This window comes from Paraclostridium tenue (assembly GCF_039521565.1).
Taxonomy (GTDB): Bacteria; Bacillota; Clostridia; order Peptostreptococcales; family Peptostreptococcaceae; genus Paraclostridium; species Paraclostridium tenue.
In genome coordinates, this window is sequence record NZ_BAAACP010000017.1 from 19,373 (window position 1) to 39,379 (window position 20,007).

Genomic DNA, 20,007 nt, shown 5'->3' on the forward strand with positions numbered 1-20,007 from the left:
CTCTTTTATTCTTTTTTCATCTTAGTCTTTTTCAAAATCGTTTTCAGATTCGCTATTAATAATCTGTTTATTTTGATTCGACATTTTTAGACGAAATTAATATTAACATATATTTTTCTCAATTGCAATACTTAGTTAAACTGCATATTTTACTAGATTTTAAGTCTTTATTTTGATTTTTATATAATAAGCTTTAAAAAATTATTTTATATTTTAAAAATATTTTAAATTTAGTTTAAATTTTATATTTTAAAAATATAAAAGACCATATTGAATATTTATCAACATGATCTTTTAAAATTTATTATAAAATTGGTGCTTGATTGTTCATTGAGTAACCATCACTTCTAACATCACTCATATCTAATGTATCTTCTTTTATTTTAACCTTACTAAGTTTTTTAACTGCTCCATAAGGCTCTCTTAATGAAAGTTTATCTCCTCTTCCAGAGATAACCCATAAAATTTTATATCCTCTAGGTGTTACTTGTAACTTATCTTCACCTTTACCATCCGTAAAATATACCAATAAATTAATCTTTTTATTATTAGCATATTCAAAAACTGGACTAAATTTAGTTGAACCTCTTCTTTTAAGTCTTTCTTTTATATCCTTTATAGATTTGACTTTATACACACGTCTAATTTCATTATCACATTCTATAATAGTGATTTCATGGTTATAATTTTTTACTATATTAAGTACTTCTTTAATAGCTTGTTTAAATTCTTCATCACTAATACTTCCACTTATATCAATTGCAACCGCTATTTCTGCTTTATGAGACCTTAGCTGACCTCTTAAATCTAATCTATTTGGTTGTCTTCTATTTCTTCTTGTTATAGTCTTCTTTTTATTACTTTCAACTGTTCCCATTAATCTACTTAAGTATAAGTTCCAAGGTAATTCTCCTTTACTATTTTTAAGTGATGCTATCATACCATCTAAATATTCTGGAATTTTACCTTTTTGAGAATTGTTAATAGCTTTTTCTGTAAACTCTTTAAGAGTTTTTTCATCTATATCACTAGAATCTTCCCAAATATCATGAGTTTTTTCTGGATTGTACTCAGTTTCTATATTATCAGATTGACGAGTATCATCTTCTTCGCCTTCTTCATCTTTTTCTTGTAAATCTAATTCAGTTTGGATTTTTTCTACATAATATTCAAAAGGTTCATAAGGCTCAAGTTTTAAATTATATGCTACATTTACATTTTCTAAAGTAGTAGCATATGGTGGTAAATTGTTTAAATATTTATTTACTACTATATCCATTGCCATGTTAATAGCTAAGGTACTGTATTTACCTTTTAATCCTTTTGCTCTTACTAAATGCATAGATATTACATGAAGAATTTCATGCTTGATTGTACTTTCCATTTGTCTCATGTTAAGGTCTAGAAAAATTATTGGATTAAAGTATATAACATACTTAGCACCTTTAAAGTTTATAGCTGTAGGACTACTTATATCAAATCTTATTTCTCTTGATGTTTGAAATAGAAAATATCCATAAAAGTTATCTTTATCTTCCATAAGACTTAAATTAACTTTATCTACTAAACTAAAAAACTCATTTTTGAAATCTTGTGGTATATCTATTTCAAATTTCTCACCCTTGCGATTTGCTTTTAACATAGCATAAGTGTTAATAATTTTTTCTGATTTGTCATAAAGTTCTCTTTTTTGTTTATCAAAATAAGTTTCCATATACTATCCCCTTATCAAACTATAAGATTCAAAGTAAGCTTTGACAAATTCTTCATTTTCTATGGCTTTTTCATATACTTTTTTATAACTATTTTTAATATCCTTCATAATTCCTACCATTAAATCTATAGGATATTCTTTTAAAAATTGTACAAATCTATTTATATAAAAATTTGAATCATAGCTATCATTTTTAATATTTAATTCTAAATCTCTTAAAATATTCATTGCTGCTAAATAAAGTCTTGTATGACTTTCAGTTTTTACTTTTTCTATAACAGATTCACTTAAAGTTTCTCCAGAAAAAACATCTTCATAAGATATTAATGGACTATAATCTGCTTCAATAAAGCTTATAAATTCTTCTGCAATAACTTTTCCTACATTTCCTTTTATAACATTTAAAAATACAGCTTTTGGTATTGATTCTTTTTGTTCTTTGTATACTTTATAACTTTTAGAAACTCTTTCATAACTTCTTGGAGTCGCAGATACATCTTCTTCATTTATTTTGTGTAAGTATTCTGGGAAAGTAGATATAAACTCTATAACTTTTTGTTCAAGTCCTTTATCTATTGACCATTTTATCCATTGATTATGATCTGGTTCCATGTTCAACCAAACAAATCTATTTTCTTGAGCTGCATCCATATCTACAACTTGATAATCAAAATCTGAACCATACTTACTTGATGGATTCATTGCAGCTAATATCTTTACTTCATCACTTAACTTATATCCGTTTATTTCTCTATTTAATATTAAGTTCATAAGTTCTTGTTGTACTGTATGTTCACAACGGTTTATTTCATCTATAAATAAAAGAACCTCTCTTTTTTTAGATAATTCTTCATCAATTTCTCTTAATTTATTATGAACGGCATATACTGTTGTTTTCTTTACTGTTTCTTCACCATTAGAATTACTTATTACATAAGACTCTACAGTTGGTAAACCTCCAATTTCTCCTTCTTTTAGTAAGTTTCCATCAATAACAATTAAACTCCAATCATTTTCATAAGCTAATTTTTTTGCTAATGCAGTTTTTCCTATTCCACTTTCTCCAACTACTAAAGGCACTTCCCCAGTAGCTAGTACTAAGTCAATGCTTTTTAATGTCTCTATAAAATTCATTTTCTCTCTCCTATATCATCTTTAGTTTTTCATCTACAGCTATTTTTTTAGCTTTTTTACTTCCATATTTATAAATAAACATTACCTTATCTATTGGCATAGTATCACTGTTTCTATCTATGATACTACAATTTAAAAAGTCTCTTACGTATTTTTCATCAACATCTTCTTTTGATAAAACTTCTTTTAAAACTTTTTCTAAATCTTCTTTAGTTATTTTTTGTATAATATATTTAATTACTAAAATATTTTCTTTTAAAAACGCTAGCATTTTTTCTTTATCTAATTCATCTATAAAAGTTATAGCTTTTTCATTATTTTTAATAGCTATAAGTTCTGTTTTTAATTTTGGTGAATTTATATCTCTTAATGCCCTATAATTTATTTTTACAGCTTCTTCTTGTACACTTTCATAAGGCTCTTTTATATATTTTATTGCATCGTAATTTTTTCTTACTGCTAATAATTGTAATTCTTCACTTGGATTTTTAGCATATTGTATAGCCCATCCAGATTGATTTATAGCTAATTTTATTACCTTTTCTGTTGGATTTTTTATATATTCTAATAAACTCCATCCAGAGTTTACAGCTTTTATCATCATATCTTCTGTAGGGTTTTTTATATATTTAATTGCTCTAACATTATTGTTCATTGCTAACTCTTGCATCTTTGTAGTTGGATTTTTTATATATTCTAATACAAGTCCATTTTTTTCAAGAGCTAATAATTTCATTTCTTCTGTTGGATTATTTATAGTTGATATAATATTAGGATTATTTGATATCATTTTAATAATTTTCGCTTCTTCCATAATATTCCTTTCCTTTTGTTATTACTTTTCTTTGAATCTAATTTTCCTTATTATATTAATATACTTTTTTTATAAGTTTAAACATAATAATTATTCCAATATATAAAAAAAATGCCTAAAACTATAATAGCATTAAGCATTTTTATGCAAATTATTTAATTTTTATAATTTTTTAACTAATATTAATTGTTAATTTAATAAAATAAAAAATCTTGAAATTAATTATATCATTTTATTTATATATTCTTTTGAGTATTTACTTATTTTGTATATATGAGTTAACGCCATATTTATTAAAGTATTTAACTAAGGTGCTTCCATTTATAAGGGTTATATTGTTATCTGATGCAAATTTTTCGCATTGTGTACTAAAGTTGCTTGTTGATATAAATAAACCCTTCATGGCATCAGAGTTTCTAAGTACAGATTCAAATTCCCTAAGCTTTGATATATCAATATTATTTTTATATCGTTTTACTTGTCCAATAACTTTTCCACCTAAAATAGGATCATTATAATTTAATAAACAATCAATTCCTCCATCATGAGATTTTTTAGTTTCTTCAACTGTATAGCCCATATTTCTAAACAAAATAGTTACTAAACTTTCTAGCTCATAAGGATCAACTTCTAATAAGTTAATACTTTCGTTATTTATAATAGAATTATTTAAATAATCATAATTACATATAGGAACAATACTTTTAAGTTCAAAGTTTGAGTCAATATTTATCCTACTTTGCATAGCTTCCTTCAAACACTTCAACTTATCTACTCTTGTTAAATCTATTTTTCTAAAATCATATTTATCTATCATTGATGATATTATATAAGGATTTATATCTTGCCCTGTAGATAAATCTATATCTTCTATGTATCCATTAAATACAATAGTATATATATTATCATATATATCAGCCTTAAAAACTTCATTCATAGATCTAAGAACTATTGAATATATTGCTTGATTGTATATATCATTTATATCTTTATTTTTTCTCGGAACTTGTCTTATCTCGTCTAGTTTAAGCATATACTTATAACTATGAACATTTTGGACTATATCTTTTTTTGGTAATAAGTAATTTATTACTAACTTTTTAGTATCTTTGCAATATCCAATATTTATATTTTTATTAAATTCAAATGGATAATTTGAATTATTTAATAAGTCTTTTTTATAAGAAGTTATTATACCTATATCTCCATTTATATATAAATCCTTCTTAATAGCTATTATTTCACTGACTTTTAATTCATGAGATTTTTTTAAGTTTTTAATTTCAATTTTTCTTTTTAGCTCATTTTCTTCATACAATTTATATTCTTTTTCATAATTAGTTTCTAGTTCATTTACATAATTATTATATTTTAATTTATGAACTTTAAATAACTTTTCAAATATATTAGCTTTTCTTATTATAGGTTTAATTGGCTTTTCATACTCTAAATTTAGTTCTTCTGGTATTTTAAATTCTTGTATATCTTTTTTTATAAACTCATTTATAGGCGTAGGCTTATAGTTATTGATTCCATTTATGATTAAGTTATTTAAATTATCTAATTCATTGTTTATTGATAAATTTAATTTATTTACTTTTTCATATCTACTTTTTATATAATCTTCTCTTTGTTGTTTTTCTAATTCTTTTTTATATCTTTTTTCTAGTTTTTCGGCTTCTTTAGTTTTTCTTTTTTGTTCTTTTATTGCCATAATTTATGCTCCTTATTTTATTTCTCACTTTAAAATTATTTACATAAATTTAGCATTTTATAATAAAAGATACATAATGAAATTAAAAAAACCATATACATTATAATTTATACTTCTTTTTCATTATCATATCTAATTATCACAAGAAAGATTTTCATTACTCCAATGTATCATATTTTTCATAATAGGAAGTAATTTTAATCCTGATTCACTTAAGTAGTAAGTAGATTCTACTGTGTTTTTATATGTTTTCTTATCATTTATTACAATATTTTGATTAATTAACAAGTCTAGCTGTTGAATTAACATTTTTTTCGTACATCCTTCTACAGCTCTTTGTAATTCTCCAAATCTCATTTTGTTATTTTGAAGTTCCCATATTATTATAGCAACCCATTTTTTACCTAGTATAGTTGATAGAGCCTCTACTGGACAGTCATATATGATTTCATCTATGTTATACATTTTTTCAACTCCTAATTTTATAATTATTTGATTATAAATTATAACATATTGCTTGTAAAAAAATAAATTAAATAAATTGTTGTTGATGAGACAAAATATATTTATGACTACAGTTAAATATAATTTATAAATTAGCTTATTCATTATGTATTAAAAAAGAGATTAAACATATATTGCTTAATCTCTATCTTTATAAAAATTTATATAATTTTAATCATTTTCATCTAACCATTTAGTTAAAACTTCTATATACTTATCATTTTCTTCAACAAATGGCATATGTCTTGAATATTCAAATAACTCCCATTTACTATTAGGAATTCTATCATACATAGTTTTTGCAATATATGGAGAACATAAATCTATTGCCCCACTAGTTATCAAACAAGGTTCTTTTATTTCATGTAACCTATCTGTAAACTCATATCCAGAGAGAGTACCTGTAGGAGAAAATTCATTTTGTCCCCATCCTACAATATAGGCTTCAGTACCTGATTTTTTAGGTCTTTTTAAACATTCTGGAGAATCTTCAGTTATTTTACCTGCACAGTACATTTCCATAAATTTATTTAATGCATCACTGTATTCTTTACTAGAATAATCTCCAGTATTTACTGCATCAAGTAAAGCCTTTTGATCAGCTTCATCCATATATGATATTCTTCTTTTTTGCTCTTTTTCCCAAAGTTTCGCTGAAGACAGAGTAGATGAAAGAATATATGACTTAATACCCTTTGGTTTGTGCTCAATAGCATACCAAATAGCTTGCATTCCTCCCCAAGACTGACCTAATAGATGAATTTCTTCAAGCCCTAGATATTTTCTTAGTTCAATAAGTTCTTTTATCCAAGTGTCAGCATTAAATAATTCAGGATGACCTTCTACAAATGAATTACCACAACCAATTTGGTCATACATTATTACTTGTCTACCACTTTGTGCTATTTTATCTAATACTTCAAAATAGTTATGTGTAGAACCTGGTCCTCCGTGAAGTAGTACTAATGGTTTCTTTCCTTCTGTTTTATCACCTACTATACGGTAATAAGTTTTAAAACCTTCAAAAGGCATGTATCCTTCAGTGATCTTCATGTTTATTCCCTCCAATTTTTATCATAGAAACAGTAAATAATTCCTTGATAAGATTGTTTAAAACTTCCCTTATAAATAGTATAACATAAAAGTAAAAAATCTTCACACCAACTATCCCTCAATTAATCTAAATATACATTTTAAATTGCAATAAAAAAAGCACTGATTTGATAGACTATGCTTTCAAATTCAGTGCTTTTTTAAGGAGTAATATTGATTACATCCTTACCCTCTATGACTATTATTAAATATAGTTTGCAAGCTAGCTTGAACTCTAACCTTTGGGTATTAGACAAAAGCTATTTGCACTCTAGTAGATCGAGGATATCTAGTAGATTCATTATATTTAATATGATATTTTTTCAAATATCTAGTCCCAATCACTTCCAAAGATACTATCAAAAGGTTAGATATAATCTAGCTTTTGCCTAGTAAGTGTTGGTAGATAATTAACTTTCATTAACTATCTGATTATATATTAACCATTCTTATAAATAATATGTATATAATTTAAATTTAACTAAATATTTATATATTTAGTCTATAGCTTTGATATTAATTTTAAAATATTATTTTTTATTTTGATTAAAATAACTGTAAAAATTTAAATAAAACTTGTAAGTCATTAATTTTAGATGCTAAATCAAACTTTGCATTTCTTATAGCTGTAACATTTTTTCCATCAGTTTCTTTTTGCTGAGATGCTTTTTCATAATTATCCCTACTAGTAATTCTTACTTTATCTATTTCCTTATATACTAAATCAAATTGTTTATTTAATTTTTCTAGTTCACTTTTATTTGTAGAATTTTCATTTATAGACTTTTGTATTTTTTCTAGTCTTTTTATAAAAATCACATAATCTTCGTCTAGTGCAACTTCATCTTTCTCCGTAATTGATATTAGGTATCTACTCATTGAATCTATTTCCTCAGCAACTTGAAAACTAACTGAATCAAATTTCTTAGGTTCATATTTAGAATTTTTCTGTGGTTTACTTCCTGCTATAATTTCATTTGAACAAGTCTTTGTTAACTCTTGCATACATATTCTAGCTCTGCCTTTATAATCTAAATATAATGCGTAATTCTTATTATCTAAATTATTTTCTAACTCTTTCATAGCATTTATTGTACTTTCAAAATATGTATCCAGTATACAAACTTTATCTTTATAATTGGATTTTTTACCTAATTCTTGTAATATTATTAATTTATTTATAATCAAATCTAAAAACTCTTTATCTAATTTAGTTTCTTCTATCTGACCCATAGAAGTATATGCATATAAAAACTTAGCATATATTGCATATAGTGTCTTGTCATAATCCTCTAAACTTAGCTTAGATTCTTTGTTTAAACTATTAATTAATCTACAATCATAATCGCTTTCATAAAATTTTTTATTGTCTTCAAGGTATTCTTTCATAGCTTCATTTTTTTCTATATGGTATATAGGTTCATAACCTATCCCTTCATAACCTTTAAAACTATTATTTTCTACTTTTTTTTGATTTTGATTACAACCCACTATTCCAAGTGCAATTATAACTCCTCCCATGATTAAAATACTTTTCTTTTTTAAAATATTCATTTTTTATATTTCTCCTATAAAGTTGTTTACAGAGTATATTGATAATTATCAATTTAATATTTACCATAATATACTAATAACTTTATTATTATATAAAATTTAAAATAAAAATAAAAGCTAATTATATAATTAGCTTTTATTTTTATACAAATTAATATATTTAGTCTATAGAAAAAAGAGTTTGAGATTCTTAATAATCTCATTTAAAATAATCCTCATTGATAAAAGTAACATTATTTTGTAAGAAAAGATTGTATTGATTGGGGATAATAAAATAAATTATATGGATCATATTTTGCTTTTACAAGTTTTAACCAAAATACATTATTACCAAAATAATTATACAAGTAATTTGGTATATTAATATCACAATAATTAAGATATCCAAATCCTGCATATGGAAGTAAGGATTTTCTTAAGCTATTTACCCATCTAATTGTATCATTAGCATACATACTATACTTAGGTAACCACTGAGCATCAATTTGTATTAATACTTTAGCATCTCTATGGGGATAAGCATTAGGTAATTTTTTATTTTCTTTAATTTTTCCTCCCAATAGTAAAAAGCCAATTTGTATAGTTGGCTGTATATTCGGTGAATTATCTAAATAATCAAATATTATTTGACAAGGTTCTTTTCCTAATATTTTATATGCAAGTAATCCTGTAGTTTTAAATCCTGTTGGTGTAGCTACATATTCTGGACACTTCTGTACAGACTCCTTAAAGTCAATATACTTTGTTGTATAATTCATTTTATCAGGAACTTTTAATAAAATACTTAAAGATTTTTCCATTTCTTTTTCTGTGCTTCTTAAACCTATCCCATATAGTTCAATAGAATCTTTAGCCATAGAAATTTTAATCGTATACCTATTATCTAAATATTGCCCTAATTTTTGAAATGCTTGAATTACTTCATACCTACTATTTTTAGGCCATTTAGAAGTCATTACTACTACTTTATCAATTGGATATACTTTAAAAGTAAGGGATACTACTACTCCAAAATTATTACTACCTGCTCCCCTTAATGCATAAAGTAAATCTTGATTTTGATATGAATTAGCAGTTATTATTCTTCCAAATGCATCTACTATTTGTGCTTCTACTAAATTATCACATACTAGACCATATTCCCTTTGTAAGTAGCCAACCCCTCCTCCTAAAGTAATTCCTGAAACACCAATAGATCCACAACTTCCTCCAACAAATGCAAATCCATATTTAGCTATTTTAGGATAAAGTTGCTCTTGGGTATATCCTGCTCCTATTTTTACATAACCTTTATTAGTATCTATTTCAAAATCAAGTAAATTAGAAACATCTATCACAACAGCGTCATTTGCCACAGAAAATGATTCATAATTATGACCACCACTTCTACAACGTACATTTAAACCTCGATTTCTTGCCCAATTTACTGCATTAACTACATCTTTTATATTATTAGGATATACAATTACCCTTGGGTAGTAACTAAAATATAAATTTGCATTTCTACGAACAATATTATAAATATTATCATCTTTAGTTATAACAAGTCCTGTTAATCCCTCTGTCATATTATCCTCCAATCTTATTAGCTATATATTATAACTTTAAGCATAATGTTATATAATATGGTAATAACTTAGAGGCTGTTCTTAATATATTCAATCCAAATTTTCATATTTTAATATTCTATTAAAATTTAAAATCAAAGAATAATTTTCCATAATTTAACTAAAACTAAATTGTAAATAAATGCTGTTGTATAAGGAGGATATATTATTGAAAGCTATTGTATATGAAGGAATAAAAAATGTAAATGTACGTGATGTAGCAGATCCCAAAATAGAAAAAAGTGATGATATTATTATTAAAGTCACATCTACAGCTATATGTGGTTCCGATCTTCATTTAATTCATGGAATGATTCCAAATCTTAAAAAAAATTCAATTTTAGGTCACGAAACAATGGGAATAATTGAAGAAATAGGTAAAGATGTTACTAAATTTAAAAAAGGTGATAGAGTTGTTGTTCCATTTCCCATATCTTGTGGACATTGTTTCTATTGTGAACATGAGTTATATAGCCAATGTGATAACTCTAATGACTATGGTTCATGTGGTGGTATATTTGGTTATAGTGATACTTTTGGTGGATATGATGGAGGTCAAGCAGAATATTTAAGGGTTCCATATGCTAATGTAGGACCTATAAAAATTCCTGAAGAATTATCAGATGATCAAGTTCTTTTTCTTACTGATGTTTTGCCAACCTCTTACTGGGGTGTTGATAATGCAGATGTTAAAAAAGGTGATACAGTTGTTGTACTTGGTTGTGGACCTATAGGTCTTTCTGTTATAAAATGGCTTATATTAAAAAATGTAGGAAGAATTATTGCAGTAGATAGGGTTTCATACAGACTTAAGCATGCAACTTCCTACAAAGGTATTGAAACAGTTAACTTTGAAGATCATGATGATACAGGTGAATACATAAAAGAAATTACTCATGGTGGTGCGGATGTTGTTATAGACTGTGTTGGAATGGATGGTGTAATGTCAAACTTTGAAAAAGTTGAAACTCTCCTAAAACTCCAAGGAGGTTCCAAATCAGCAATTGAAATTTCATCTAGAGCTGTTAGAAAAGGAGGAACTGTTATGATGGTTGGTGTTTATGGTGCAAGATATAATCTGTTTCCATTAGGTGATTTCTTTTCTAGAAACATTACATTAAAAATGGGACAATGCCCTGCTCAAGCTTATATGCCTAAAATTTTAGATATAATAAAAAAAGGTGAGTATGATCCCACTGATATTATTACTCATAAGTTGTCCTTATCTGAAGGAAAACATGCTTATGATATTTTTGATAGTAAATTAGATAATTGTATAAAAGTTGTATTAAAACCATAAATATAAAAAAGCACTGATTTGATAATCTAATACTTCAAATTCAGTGCATTTTTTAAAAGTAGTATTATTAAGTTTTAATGTTTTTTCAATATATATCTGATAAATACTCTACATTTTATTATTATCAAGGGATAAATAATAATCTGTTAAATCTTTATATACTATGTTTCCGTCAGCTTCATAAAGTATACTTAACTTTCCATTATTAAAAGATAAACAAGAATATCCTCCACCACTTGGATTTCCATCTTCAGGATATGGAATACATAATTCTTTAACCCCTTTAGATAAATCATCAAAATCAATCATATAAACAGTTATATTATCTCTAATATATCCACCTTTTGTATTTTTAGGTGCTGAAATAAATCCTAATCTATGTCCATCTTTAGCAGTAACTTTAATAAATGAACCTTGGCATCCTGATCCATTACCAGTTAATATTTTGCCATGTAAAGGCTCATATACTTCCCATGTAGATCCTAAATCATAAGATATATATGATGCTCTATAATTATTTCCATCATTTCTAGAACTCATAATTAAAGCTCCATCTAATTCAATTACCATATTTTCAGAAGTTTTTGAATTAGGTACTTTGTTTCCCATAGTCCACGTTTCACCATTATCTTTTGAATATATAACTGATGAATAGTAGTTATTAGCATTGTTTTCTCTTAGTGCAATTTGTATTGGCATTACTATTGTTCCATCAGACATTACAGTACCAGCTCCAACACCGCCTAACCATCCAATAGTATTACTTGGTTGATTTTTTATTCTTGCTGTATTTGTAGTTAAATCAATTTTGTCAGACCATGTTAATCCATTATCATCAGAATAAACCATTTGAACAGACCAGTCACTTCTCAATGAAGTTGTACTACTTGCCCAGTTTCCATTTTTATTCCATGATCCTGCAATTAATATTATTCTACCTGTGTCTGTAACAACAGTTGTTGAATCCATTACACGAGAATAAGTTGGATCAACACGATCATTTTCCATTACTGTTTTATAATCCCATGTTTTTCCCCCATCAGTACTTCTAGCAGCTCCAATATCTATATATGCATGATCTTGAGCTCCATTATAACGAATATCTGAAAATGCTAGCATTGTACCATCAGGTAACGTTTGCAAACTAGGTATTCTAAAATACTTTGCATTCCACATGTTATCACTTTTATTAAATACAGTTGTTTTATAGGGCTCATTAGTTGTGTTTAAATTACTTGCAAAGACACCATTGATACTACATAATGACAAAACAATTGCCATACTTAATACTTTTAAATTTTTAATAATTTTTTTCATAAGTTTCCCCCTTAATTTAAACTTTTCCTTATATATCTCTTTACATATTAAGTATAGCATAATTTTGTTTATTTTTTATCATAATAAATATTTCATATTTATATTTTTTATATTTTTATTTAAAATATCATATGAAGATTAATATGTTTATAATTTGCCACTTTAATTTTGTGTAACCCCACATAAACATCAACCTTCTATTAACTTAAAATTTTACCATCTTTAATAGTTATAATTCTATCTGCCATATTAGCTATCTCGTCATTATGAGTTATCATAACTAGAGTTTGATTAAACTCCTTAACACACATTTTTAAAATATCCATTACTTCATCTGTAGTCTTTGAATCAAGATTTCCAGTAGGTTCATCTGCAAATATTACTGATGGTTTATTTGCAAGTGCACGAGCAATTGCTACCCTTTGTTGTTGTCCCCCTGATAATTCATTTGGAAATTTCTTAATTTGTGATTTAAGACCTAATTTAATTATTAAATCTTCTATATACTTTTTATCTACCTTTTTACCACTAAGTGAAATAGGTAATACTATATTATCATAAACATTTATAACAGGTATTAGATTAAAGCTTTGAAATATAAATCCAAATTCATCTCTTCTTATCTTAGATAACTTATCATCATTTAAAGTATATAAATCTAAATCATCTATAAACACTTTGCCTAAGGTCGGTTTATCAAGTCCTGCCATACAGTGAAGTAATGTACTTTTTCCTGAACCACTTTGTCCAATTATAGCTGTAAACTTATGAGGTTCTATTTCTAAAGTTATTCCATCAATAGCTTTAACCTCGCTATCACCTTTCCCGTATGTTTTTCTTAAATCTATAGTTTTTAAAGTTTTCATAACTTAACCTCCCAAATTAATCATTATCTTTTATTCCCTCAATAATACTCATATTTTTTAACTCCCTACTGCTTGTAGTTATTGCTATAATACACACAGTAACTGATAAAGCAAAGAATACTATTGATTCTTTAACTGGAAATGTAAAATCCATAAAGTGCTCTATTCCGAAATTTGTATAAGCGTTGTTATTCCAATTTACAAATTTAATTAAGTTTATCATTGATGGAATCAAAGCTATTATGTTGCTTAAAATTGCATATGTTAATGCTTCATAAAGAACCATTTTCTTCATATTTTTAATGCTCAATCCTATTGCCCTAAATGTTGAAATTTCTTTTTTTCTCATTAACAAATTTGTTCTTATTGTACAGAATACATTAATTCCTGCTATTATTAAAACTAATGCTATTGTTGATATTTGAGACTTATAATACTCTCTACTAGAATCTATCCCTCTTTCTCTAAAATTAAATCTACTGTCGAATCTAGATAAATGAATATTATTAGAAATTTTTTCTATTTTCTTATTTACATTCTCATCATATGAATCTTTTAAATTTATACCTATTTTAGTATATTTATCTTTACCTGTAAGAGCTATAGCATGATTTTGAGATGTTATAATCTCAATACTATTACCACCATCTCCAGTAGACATCCAATTTGGTTTTAAAGTTGCACACACTCTTACCTTATTTTCTTTATATACAGTTTCACCATTCTCTGTAGTTTGAACTTTTACTGTTATGATGTCCCCTATCTTTAAATTTTTATAAACTTCTTTGTAGGTATGATCTGTAACTATATCATAAAAATAATTATATATTGCTACATTTGGATAACCATCGGTTGCTTTTCCAATGTCTTCTAAACTTCCATCTTGTATAAAATCTTTTATATTTTTATTTAAATCACTATTGTCATATAATTTTAAAGTAAACTCAGCTTCCATATTATCTTGTTCTTTTACTCCAAAGTATTTTGGAAATTCTTTATTTACTTCATTCTTTTTAAAATCAAACAACCCACTTACTATTTGCATAGATTCTATGCTTTTTACTCCATCTATATTTTTTATCTTATTTATATCACTATCCATATATTCTAAATTATCCACATCTGAAATTGATGGAATAAACTGCATTGTTATATCATATTTATTGTATATATCTTCAATTTTATTATTTACCTCAAACTGCATACTTGAAAATGTAGTTAAATATACATATCCTCCTAGTGCAATTGATAACATAGATATAACTGCTCTAGTTTTATTTCTTCCAATATTTTTAATCCCCATATACCCATAAAATCCAAATATTTTATTTAGAATCTTACTTAATTTATAACTCTTGCCACTACTTTTCATCTTGTCTGTTGTCTTTGTAGATTCAATAAGTGATATATTTCCAATCTTTATAATAGGTATAATACATGAGATAAGTACAGAAATTATACCTGTTATTATAGACGTCATAATAATTTCTTTACTTACATATAAATTTGGTTTAATTAATGCTTCTTGATATAGTGAAAAATTGTATTTGCTAATTCCTACATATGAATATATAACCCCAAATACTAATCCAAGTGTTATACCTAAAGCCATTATAAATAAGCCTTGATATATTATAATACCTCTTACACTTTTTTTACTTGAACCTATTAATCTAAGTAATGCAGTTTCTTTTATTGTTTCATTTAGAGTAATATTAAAGATATTAAATATTAAAATAGCTGATGTAAGTACAATTAAAATTTGAGTTTGAATAACTTGAGGATTATCAAGTCTTTGTTCTACCTCCATTGTATTTTGCATAAGTACAATGTTTGGTGTATAGCTATTTTTCCCTAAGTCATTTCTTTTCGTAATAGTTTTAATCTGACCATTAATATTTCTCCATCCACTTTTTAAAGTTACTATACAATCATAACTAATTGTATCTTCTGGTATAATATTGTTATTTTCGCCATCTCCATAAGTAAATGCTTCAAGAGTTAAGTTCATATCATAAAATTTTTGTGGCTTTTCTGTAATTCCTACAAGTTTAAATTTTTTATCTTCAGTGTATATGTTTTGATTTCCTTGTGAGTCTTTATATTTCTTTTTTATTTTTAAATCTATATTAGAATTTAACTTATCAGATATACCCATCGCTTTTAAAGCTTTCTTTTCAAGTACTATCTCATCGTTATTTTTAGGAAGCTTTCCATTTATTAATTTATTTAACTTACCTTTTACATAGTTTTCATCTACTGATTTTAACTGAAATGAATTTCCTTTTTTATCTAATACATTACCTAAATTTTGTACTGTACTAGTTTTTAAAACACCCTTGTCGTTTTTTAATTTTCCAACTTCCTCATAATTTAAATCATTAAATTCTACATGATATCCTCCATAAAGTTTATTTACGGCATTTAAATCATTTTTAGTTTGAGATTCTCTTACTGTACATGTCTCAAATATTAAAGCTACTCCTAACGCTACTGCTAATATTAAAAGTCCCGTTCTAAGTTTATTTTTTCTTAAATATGCTATTGATAATTTTAAGTATATTCCCATAAAATCCCCCTCTTTTTTATAATTTATTTAAATATATTGGAGGATACTTTACCTTTTTTAAATCCTCTCTTTCTAATCGCTTATTATCATTTAAATTATAAATTTTTAATACAACTTTATTTATTTTATCTAAAGCATAAATTTCATCGCTATAAAAATATTGATATTCATGCTCCGAATCAGCTTTATAAATTACCTTATAAAGAATTCCATTATAACTTTCTAATTTTGATTTTTCTTTTGTAACTTCACTTATATCACCTTTTGAAACTCCTTGTTTTACCATATATTTATTAATATTTTCCTCAGCTTCCTTCCAAGGCTTAGAATAATTATTATATATAAATAACCCTGTAAGTCCTATAATTACTATAATTAATGCTAATAAAATAGCTTTATATTTTTTCATATAAACCTCCTTATTTTAATATAAATTCATCATTAAATCTTAACTCTAAAATCTTAGTTTTCTTATCAATTTCTTTCACTGAAATATGTATATCACCCATATCAGGAAGTTCTACAATACCTTCACCTTTATTAACTACATTTTTAACTTCATTAAAAAATTCCTTTTCAGTTAAATTAGTATCGGTTAAAGACTTAAATATGTTATAAATTGCCTTAACAAACTTATCATCTTTTGATAATTTTTCATCCTTTAAGTAGTCCTTAACACAATGAATAAATAGTATTTCCTTATCTTTTTTCTTATCTAAGGTCACAGAATAATTTAAAACTTGCTTAGGTTGTTCTTTAGAATATTCTAAATTACCTAAAGATAACACAAAACTCCCATCTGGTTTTTCTTCAGCAACTCGAAGACCACTATCTTTTATAGCTTTTGAAATCTTCTTTGATAAATCTTTTTTAATCTTTGATACTTCTGTTGTTGTATAAGCTTCTTTATCCATATCAATTGTAGAAGATTCACAACCCATCATAAAAGCTAAACTTATACTTGTAGCTAATAATATAGCTAGTATAATTTTTTTTACTTTCATATACATTTTCCTCCATTATTTAAATTTCATAAATTTATTAATTACCTTTGTATTTCAAAGCTTTATAGCCATTTAATCATAAAAAATAAGGACATTACCTTTTTCTATTAAAAGATAACATCCTTATTTTTTAGACTCAATACATATGCCCCAACTAGCACCTTAATCGACCCAACTGTCAGTATTTTGATTAAGTGGTATGCATATATTTATTATAAATTTATCTTTCTCATCTTCAAATAATAATTCTCCATTATATTTTTCTAAAGATGATTTAATACTTTGAGTTCCTATTCCATGTACAAACTTGTCCATTTTATCTGTTATTAATTTATTTTTCTTAAACTTAATATTATTAACTTTACTGTTTTCACATTTAATTACAAAATATGTTTTTGATATAGTTCCCTTAATTCTAATATACTTTTCAATATTTTCATCATGTATTTTATCACAAGCTTCTATTGCATTATCTAAAACATTAGCAAATATACTTGATATATCTATTGGTTTTATAAAATTAACTTTTGAAAAGTTTATATCACAAATAAACTTAATTCCTTTTTTACTGCATATATCACTTTTTTCATTTATTATAATATCTAGTATCATATTCCCTGTATTATAATTATCTTTAAAAGATTTAATTTCATCTTTTAAATTACTTATGTATTCACTAACTTCTTTATTATTATTTTTAAGATTATCTATACAGCAAATATGATTATTTATATAATGATAAAGCTTTTTAACCTTCATATGAGAATCTTGAATACTTAGATAATGTTCATATTGCATATCTAATTTATTTTTCATAAGTTCATATTGAGTTTTTTTCTTATTTTCTTTTACTATTTGTCTAAATAATAATATAAGAACTATACTACTAGCCACTACTAACTTTGGAGTTAAAAGAAAATCAAATACATAACGTTCTGAATATAAACTTACAAATCTCTCAAGTTTGTAAAATATATAATTTCCAACTATACTAATTGAATTAACCATTAAAGCAAATATCAAATATATATAATTTCTTTTTTCGCTATTAAGTAATTGTAACCGCTTATTAAAAAAAGCAAATATCAAATATATAAATAAAATAACCAAGTTAGTGTATATATCAACTTTTAATTGTTCAAAATTAGATACTAAAAGCGCTTCTTTTGATGATATAATATACCCTGTAATTAAAAAAAACAAAATTCTCTCTAATAGATAGCTTTTAATCAAATCGTAATATACATTAAATAAACAAAAGAAGGTTATATATTTAATATATCTTATCTTATAAAAATACTTGTAGTAACCTCCAAAAGCTATAAGTACTAAAGCATTAAATAAATAATTTCCATTTTTAAAATAAATATAACTCACTTCTATGTTAGACAATAGAGCTATAATATAAATTAAAAATAATAAAATATAAAATACAGTTTTTCTATAGTCCTTTCCATCTTTTTTATAAACTAATATGCTATTAAATATAGTAAAGCGTATAACTATTGATAAAGCTAATAATAAATTAGTCATAAAATTTAACATATTGAATCACCAAGAAATTTTAAAAACTTCTCCTTAACATCTTTATATCTATATCTACTAACAGGTACTTCTTCTCCACTTTCTAAAATTGCAGTGTTTAACTTTATATTCTCTACATAACTTAGATTTATCAAAAAACTTTTATGACATCTTACAAATTTGCCTAGCTTTAAGTCTTTTTCTATTTTTTCTAGGCTATACCTTACATCAAAAGTCTTATTTATTGTATGTATTAACATATTCTTTTTTTGAACTTCTATATACTTTATTTCATTTGATTGAATCTTGTATGTATTAGACTTATTTTTTATTAATATATAATTGTTTTTGTTTTCAATCTCTTTGATACATGTTAATACATGTTTTTTTAATTCCTCTAATTCTATAGGTTTTAATAAATATCTATAAGCTCTTACTTCATATCCATCTTGAACATAATCTATTAAAGAAGTTATAAAAATTATCTCCATTTTATTATCTACTTCTCTAATTTTTCTTGCAGTATCCATTCCATTAATTTGTCCCATTTGTATATCTAAAAGTAATATATCTATTTCTTTTAAATTACTTTCAAGTAACTCTTCTCCTAAGCTATATTTTTGTATTTCATATTCTATATTTATATTTTTTAATATATTGTGAAGATAGTTTTCTATTAGACTTTGTGTTTCTTTTTCATCTTCACAAATCGCTATCCTAATCATAAGTTCCCCCCCTATACCTATTAGTTGATATATTCAAATATGACTTTATACCTTATGTTTTAGGATAACATTTCCAAACTATTTTTATCAATACTTAAATCTAATTTATGCTTTTTAACTCTTTAAATAAAAAAAATCAGTATATTATCTTTTGAAGTTAAAAGATAACACCCTGATTTTTTAGTTTCAAATTCTATTGCTTTTCTTTAAAAGCAACTATACACTTAAATAATGCTATTATAGAAATTATACATAATATTCCTAAATTCACTAATTCCATTAAAAGCCATATATCCCCACCAACCAATTTCATAAGAGACATATTATAACTATCAGCTAAAAACTTATAGTGAAAAAATAATCTGCTTGATAACATTAAACTCGTTAAACTTAATAAAAATATAACAACTGAACTTGCTTTTTTCATATCACATACTCCTTATCATCGATTTTTAAATTTTAGTATTTATTATAATAATGGGTGTTACCTTTACAAAAGTAACACCCATGTGCTTTATGTTCAATATATACAGTGTAAGTGGTATTTATATAAGCGCAACTGTCATATT

The 20,007-nt window shown here is 25.1% G+C and carries 17 protein-coding genes; 1 reads left to right on the forward strand and 16 read right to left on the reverse strand.

The features are described 5' to 3' along the window. Positions 1 to 304: 304 nt before the first annotated feature. The 8 genes from ABFX13_RS12055 to ABFX13_RS12090 form a co-directional block, all read right to left on the reverse strand. A complete protein-coding gene (locus tag ABFX13_RS12055) occupies positions 305 to 1,714 on the reverse strand; it encodes a vWA domain-containing protein (protein ID WP_346046347.1) in 1,410 nt (469 codons plus the stop codon). Positions 1,715 to 1,717: 3 nt separating this feature from the next. Further along, positions 1,718 to 2,848, reverse strand: coding sequence for an ATP-binding protein (locus ABFX13_RS12060; protein ID WP_346046349.1), 1,131 nt, complete (start codon positions 2,846 to 2,848; stop codon positions 1,718 to 1,720). A gap of 10 nt (positions 2,849 to 2,858) precedes the next feature. Then, entirely contained in the window at positions 2,859 to 3,662 is an 804-nt protein-coding gene (locus ABFX13_RS12065; RefSeq protein ID WP_346046351.1) for a hypothetical protein, read from the reverse strand. A 256-nt stretch (positions 3,663 to 3,918) separates the two neighbouring features. Continuing rightward, positions 3,919 to 5,376 (reverse strand): restriction endonuclease, encoded by a 1,458-nt coding sequence (locus ABFX13_RS12070; protein ID WP_346046353.1) that lies wholly within the window; start codon positions 5,374 to 5,376, stop codon positions 3,919 to 3,921. Positions 5,377 to 5,508: 132 nt separating this feature from the next. Next, on the reverse strand, positions 5,509 to 5,841 hold the full coding sequence (locus ABFX13_RS12075) for a winged helix-turn-helix transcriptional regulator (protein WP_346046356.1): 333 nt from the start codon (positions 5,839 to 5,841) through the stop codon (positions 5,509 to 5,511). Positions 5,842 to 6,051: 210 nt separating this feature from the next. Further along, positions 6,052 to 6,933 carry a proline iminopeptidase gene (gene pepI, locus ABFX13_RS12080; RefSeq protein ID WP_346046358.1) on the reverse strand — a complete coding sequence of 294 codons (882 nt, stop codon included), beginning with the start codon at positions 6,931 to 6,933 and terminating at the stop codon, positions 6,052 to 6,054. Between the two features lie 585 nt (positions 6,934 to 7,518). Continuing rightward, a complete protein-coding gene (locus ABFX13_RS12085; protein ID WP_346046360.1) occupies positions 7,519 to 8,526 on the reverse strand; it encodes a hypothetical protein in 1,008 nt (335 codons plus the stop codon). 233 nt (positions 8,527 to 8,759) lie between these two features. Then, positions 8,760 to 10,094: an FAD-dependent oxidoreductase gene (locus ABFX13_RS12090; protein ID WP_346046362.1), complete on the reverse strand. Its 1,335-nt coding sequence runs from the start codon at positions 10,092 to 10,094 to the stop codon at positions 8,760 to 8,762. A gap of 208 nt (positions 10,095 to 10,302) precedes the next feature. On the opposite strand from ABFX13_RS12090, the gene ABFX13_RS12095 reads away from it, so the two are divergent. Further along, positions 10,303 to 11,433 carry a zinc-dependent alcohol dehydrogenase gene (locus ABFX13_RS12095; protein WP_346046364.1) on the forward strand — a complete coding sequence of 377 codons (1,131 nt, stop codon included), beginning with the start codon at positions 10,303 to 10,305 and terminating at the stop codon, positions 11,431 to 11,433. A gap of 108 nt (positions 11,434 to 11,541) precedes the next feature. Here ABFX13_RS12095 and ABFX13_RS12100 read toward each other — a convergent pair whose 3' ends face one another. The 8 genes from ABFX13_RS12100 to ABFX13_RS12135 all read right to left on the reverse strand — a co-directional run bounded on the left by ABFX13_RS12100 (position 11,542) and on the right by ABFX13_RS12135 (position 19,865). Beyond that, on the reverse strand, positions 11,542 to 12,750 hold the full coding sequence (locus ABFX13_RS12100; RefSeq protein WP_346046366.1) for a sialidase family protein: 1,209 nt from the start codon (positions 12,748 to 12,750) through the stop codon (positions 11,542 to 11,544). A 200-nt stretch (positions 12,751 to 12,950) separates the two neighbouring features. Continuing rightward, positions 12,951 to 13,616: an ABC transporter ATP-binding protein gene (locus tag ABFX13_RS12105; protein ID WP_346046368.1), complete on the reverse strand. Its 666-nt coding sequence runs from the start codon at positions 13,614 to 13,616 to the stop codon at positions 12,951 to 12,953. Between the two features lie 16 nt (positions 13,617 to 13,632). After that, positions 13,633 to 16,185 carry an ABC transporter permease gene (locus ABFX13_RS12110; protein ID WP_346046370.1) on the reverse strand — a complete coding sequence of 851 codons (2,553 nt, stop codon included), beginning with the start codon at positions 16,183 to 16,185 and terminating at the stop codon, positions 13,633 to 13,635. Between the two features lie 16 nt (positions 16,186 to 16,201). Then, a complete protein-coding gene (locus ABFX13_RS12115) occupies positions 16,202 to 16,594 on the reverse strand; it encodes a DUF3139 domain-containing protein (protein WP_346046372.1) in 393 nt (130 codons plus the stop codon). 10 nt (positions 16,595 to 16,604) lie between these two features. Then, the gene (locus ABFX13_RS12120; protein ID WP_346046374.1) at positions 16,605 to 17,189 is read right to left on the reverse strand and encodes a hypothetical protein; all 585 of its coding nucleotides are present in this window, start codon (positions 17,187 to 17,189) and stop codon (positions 16,605 to 16,607) included. 162 nt (positions 17,190 to 17,351) lie between these two features. Next, a complete protein-coding gene (locus ABFX13_RS12125; protein ID WP_346046376.1) occupies positions 17,352 to 18,197 on the reverse strand; it encodes an ATP-binding protein in 846 nt (281 codons plus the stop codon). Between the two features lie 530 nt (positions 18,198 to 18,727). Then, complete coding sequence (locus ABFX13_RS12130) at positions 18,728 to 19,438, reverse strand: LytR/AlgR family response regulator transcription factor (protein ID WP_346046378.1); 711 nt, start codon at positions 19,436 to 19,438, stop codon at positions 18,728 to 18,730. A gap of 193 nt (positions 19,439 to 19,631) precedes the next feature. After that, positions 19,632 to 19,865, reverse strand: a complete 234-nt coding sequence (locus ABFX13_RS12135; RefSeq protein ID WP_346046380.1) for a hypothetical protein — start codon at positions 19,863 to 19,865, stop codon at positions 19,632 to 19,634. Positions 19,866 to 20,007 lie beyond the last annotated feature (142 nt).

Bases quoted from the DNA above. Each gene is read 5' to 3' on its own strand.
- ABFX13_RS12085 (WP_346046360.1), bottom strand. From the start codon at position 8,526: ATGAATATTTTAAAAAAGAAAAGTATTTTAATCATGGGAGGAGTTATA.
- ABFX13_RS12135 (WP_346046380.1), bottom strand. From the start codon at position 19,865: ATGAAAAAAGCAAGTTCAGTTGTTATATTTTTATTAAGTTTAACGAGT.
- ABFX13_RS12130 (WP_346046378.1), bottom strand. From the start codon at position 19,438: ATGATTAGGATAGCGATTTGTGAAGATGAAAAAGAAACACAAAGTCTA.
- ABFX13_RS12090 (WP_346046362.1), bottom strand. From the start codon at position 10,094: ATGACAGAGGGATTAACAGGACTTGTTATAACTAAAGATGATAATATT.
- ABFX13_RS12125 (WP_346046376.1), bottom strand. From the start codon at position 18,197: ATGGTTAATTCAATTAGTATAGTTGGAAATTATATATTTTACAAACTT.
- ABFX13_RS12065 (WP_346046351.1), bottom strand. From the start codon at position 3,662: ATGGAAGAAGCGAAAATTATTAAAATGATATCAAATAATCCTAATATT.
- pepI (WP_346046358.1), bottom strand. From the start codon at position 6,933: ATGAAGATCACTGAAGGATACATGCCTTTTGAAGGTTTTAAAACTTAT.
- ABFX13_RS12105 (WP_346046368.1), bottom strand. From the start codon at position 13,616: ATGAAAACTTTAAAAACTATAGATTTAAGAAAAACATACGGGAAAGGT.
- ABFX13_RS12060 (WP_346046349.1), bottom strand. From the start codon at position 2,848: ATGAATTTTATAGAGACATTAAAAAGCATTGACTTAGTACTAGCTACT.
- ABFX13_RS12075 (WP_346046356.1), bottom strand. From the start codon at position 5,841: ATGTATAACATAGATGAAATCATATATGACTGTCCAGTAGAGGCTCTA.
- ABFX13_RS12100 (WP_346046366.1), bottom strand. From the start codon at position 12,750: ATGAAAAAAATTATTAAAAATTTAAAAGTATTAAGTATGGCAATTGTT.
- ABFX13_RS12070 (WP_346046353.1), bottom strand. From the start codon at position 5,376: ATGGCAATAAAAGAACAAAAAAGAAAAACTAAAGAAGCCGAAAAACTA.
- ABFX13_RS12115 (WP_346046372.1), bottom strand. From the start codon at position 16,594: ATGAAAAAATATAAAGCTATTTTATTAGCATTAATTATAGTAATTATA.
- ABFX13_RS12055 (WP_346046347.1), bottom strand. From the start codon at position 1,714: ATGGAAACTTATTTTGATAAACAAAAAAGAGAACTTTATGACAAATCA.
- ABFX13_RS12120 (WP_346046374.1), bottom strand. From the start codon at position 17,189: ATGAAAGTAAAAAAAATTATACTAGCTATATTATTAGCTACAAGTATA.
- ABFX13_RS12110 (WP_346046370.1), bottom strand. From the start codon at position 16,185: ATGGGAATATACTTAAAATTATCAATAGCATATTTAAGAAAAAATAAA.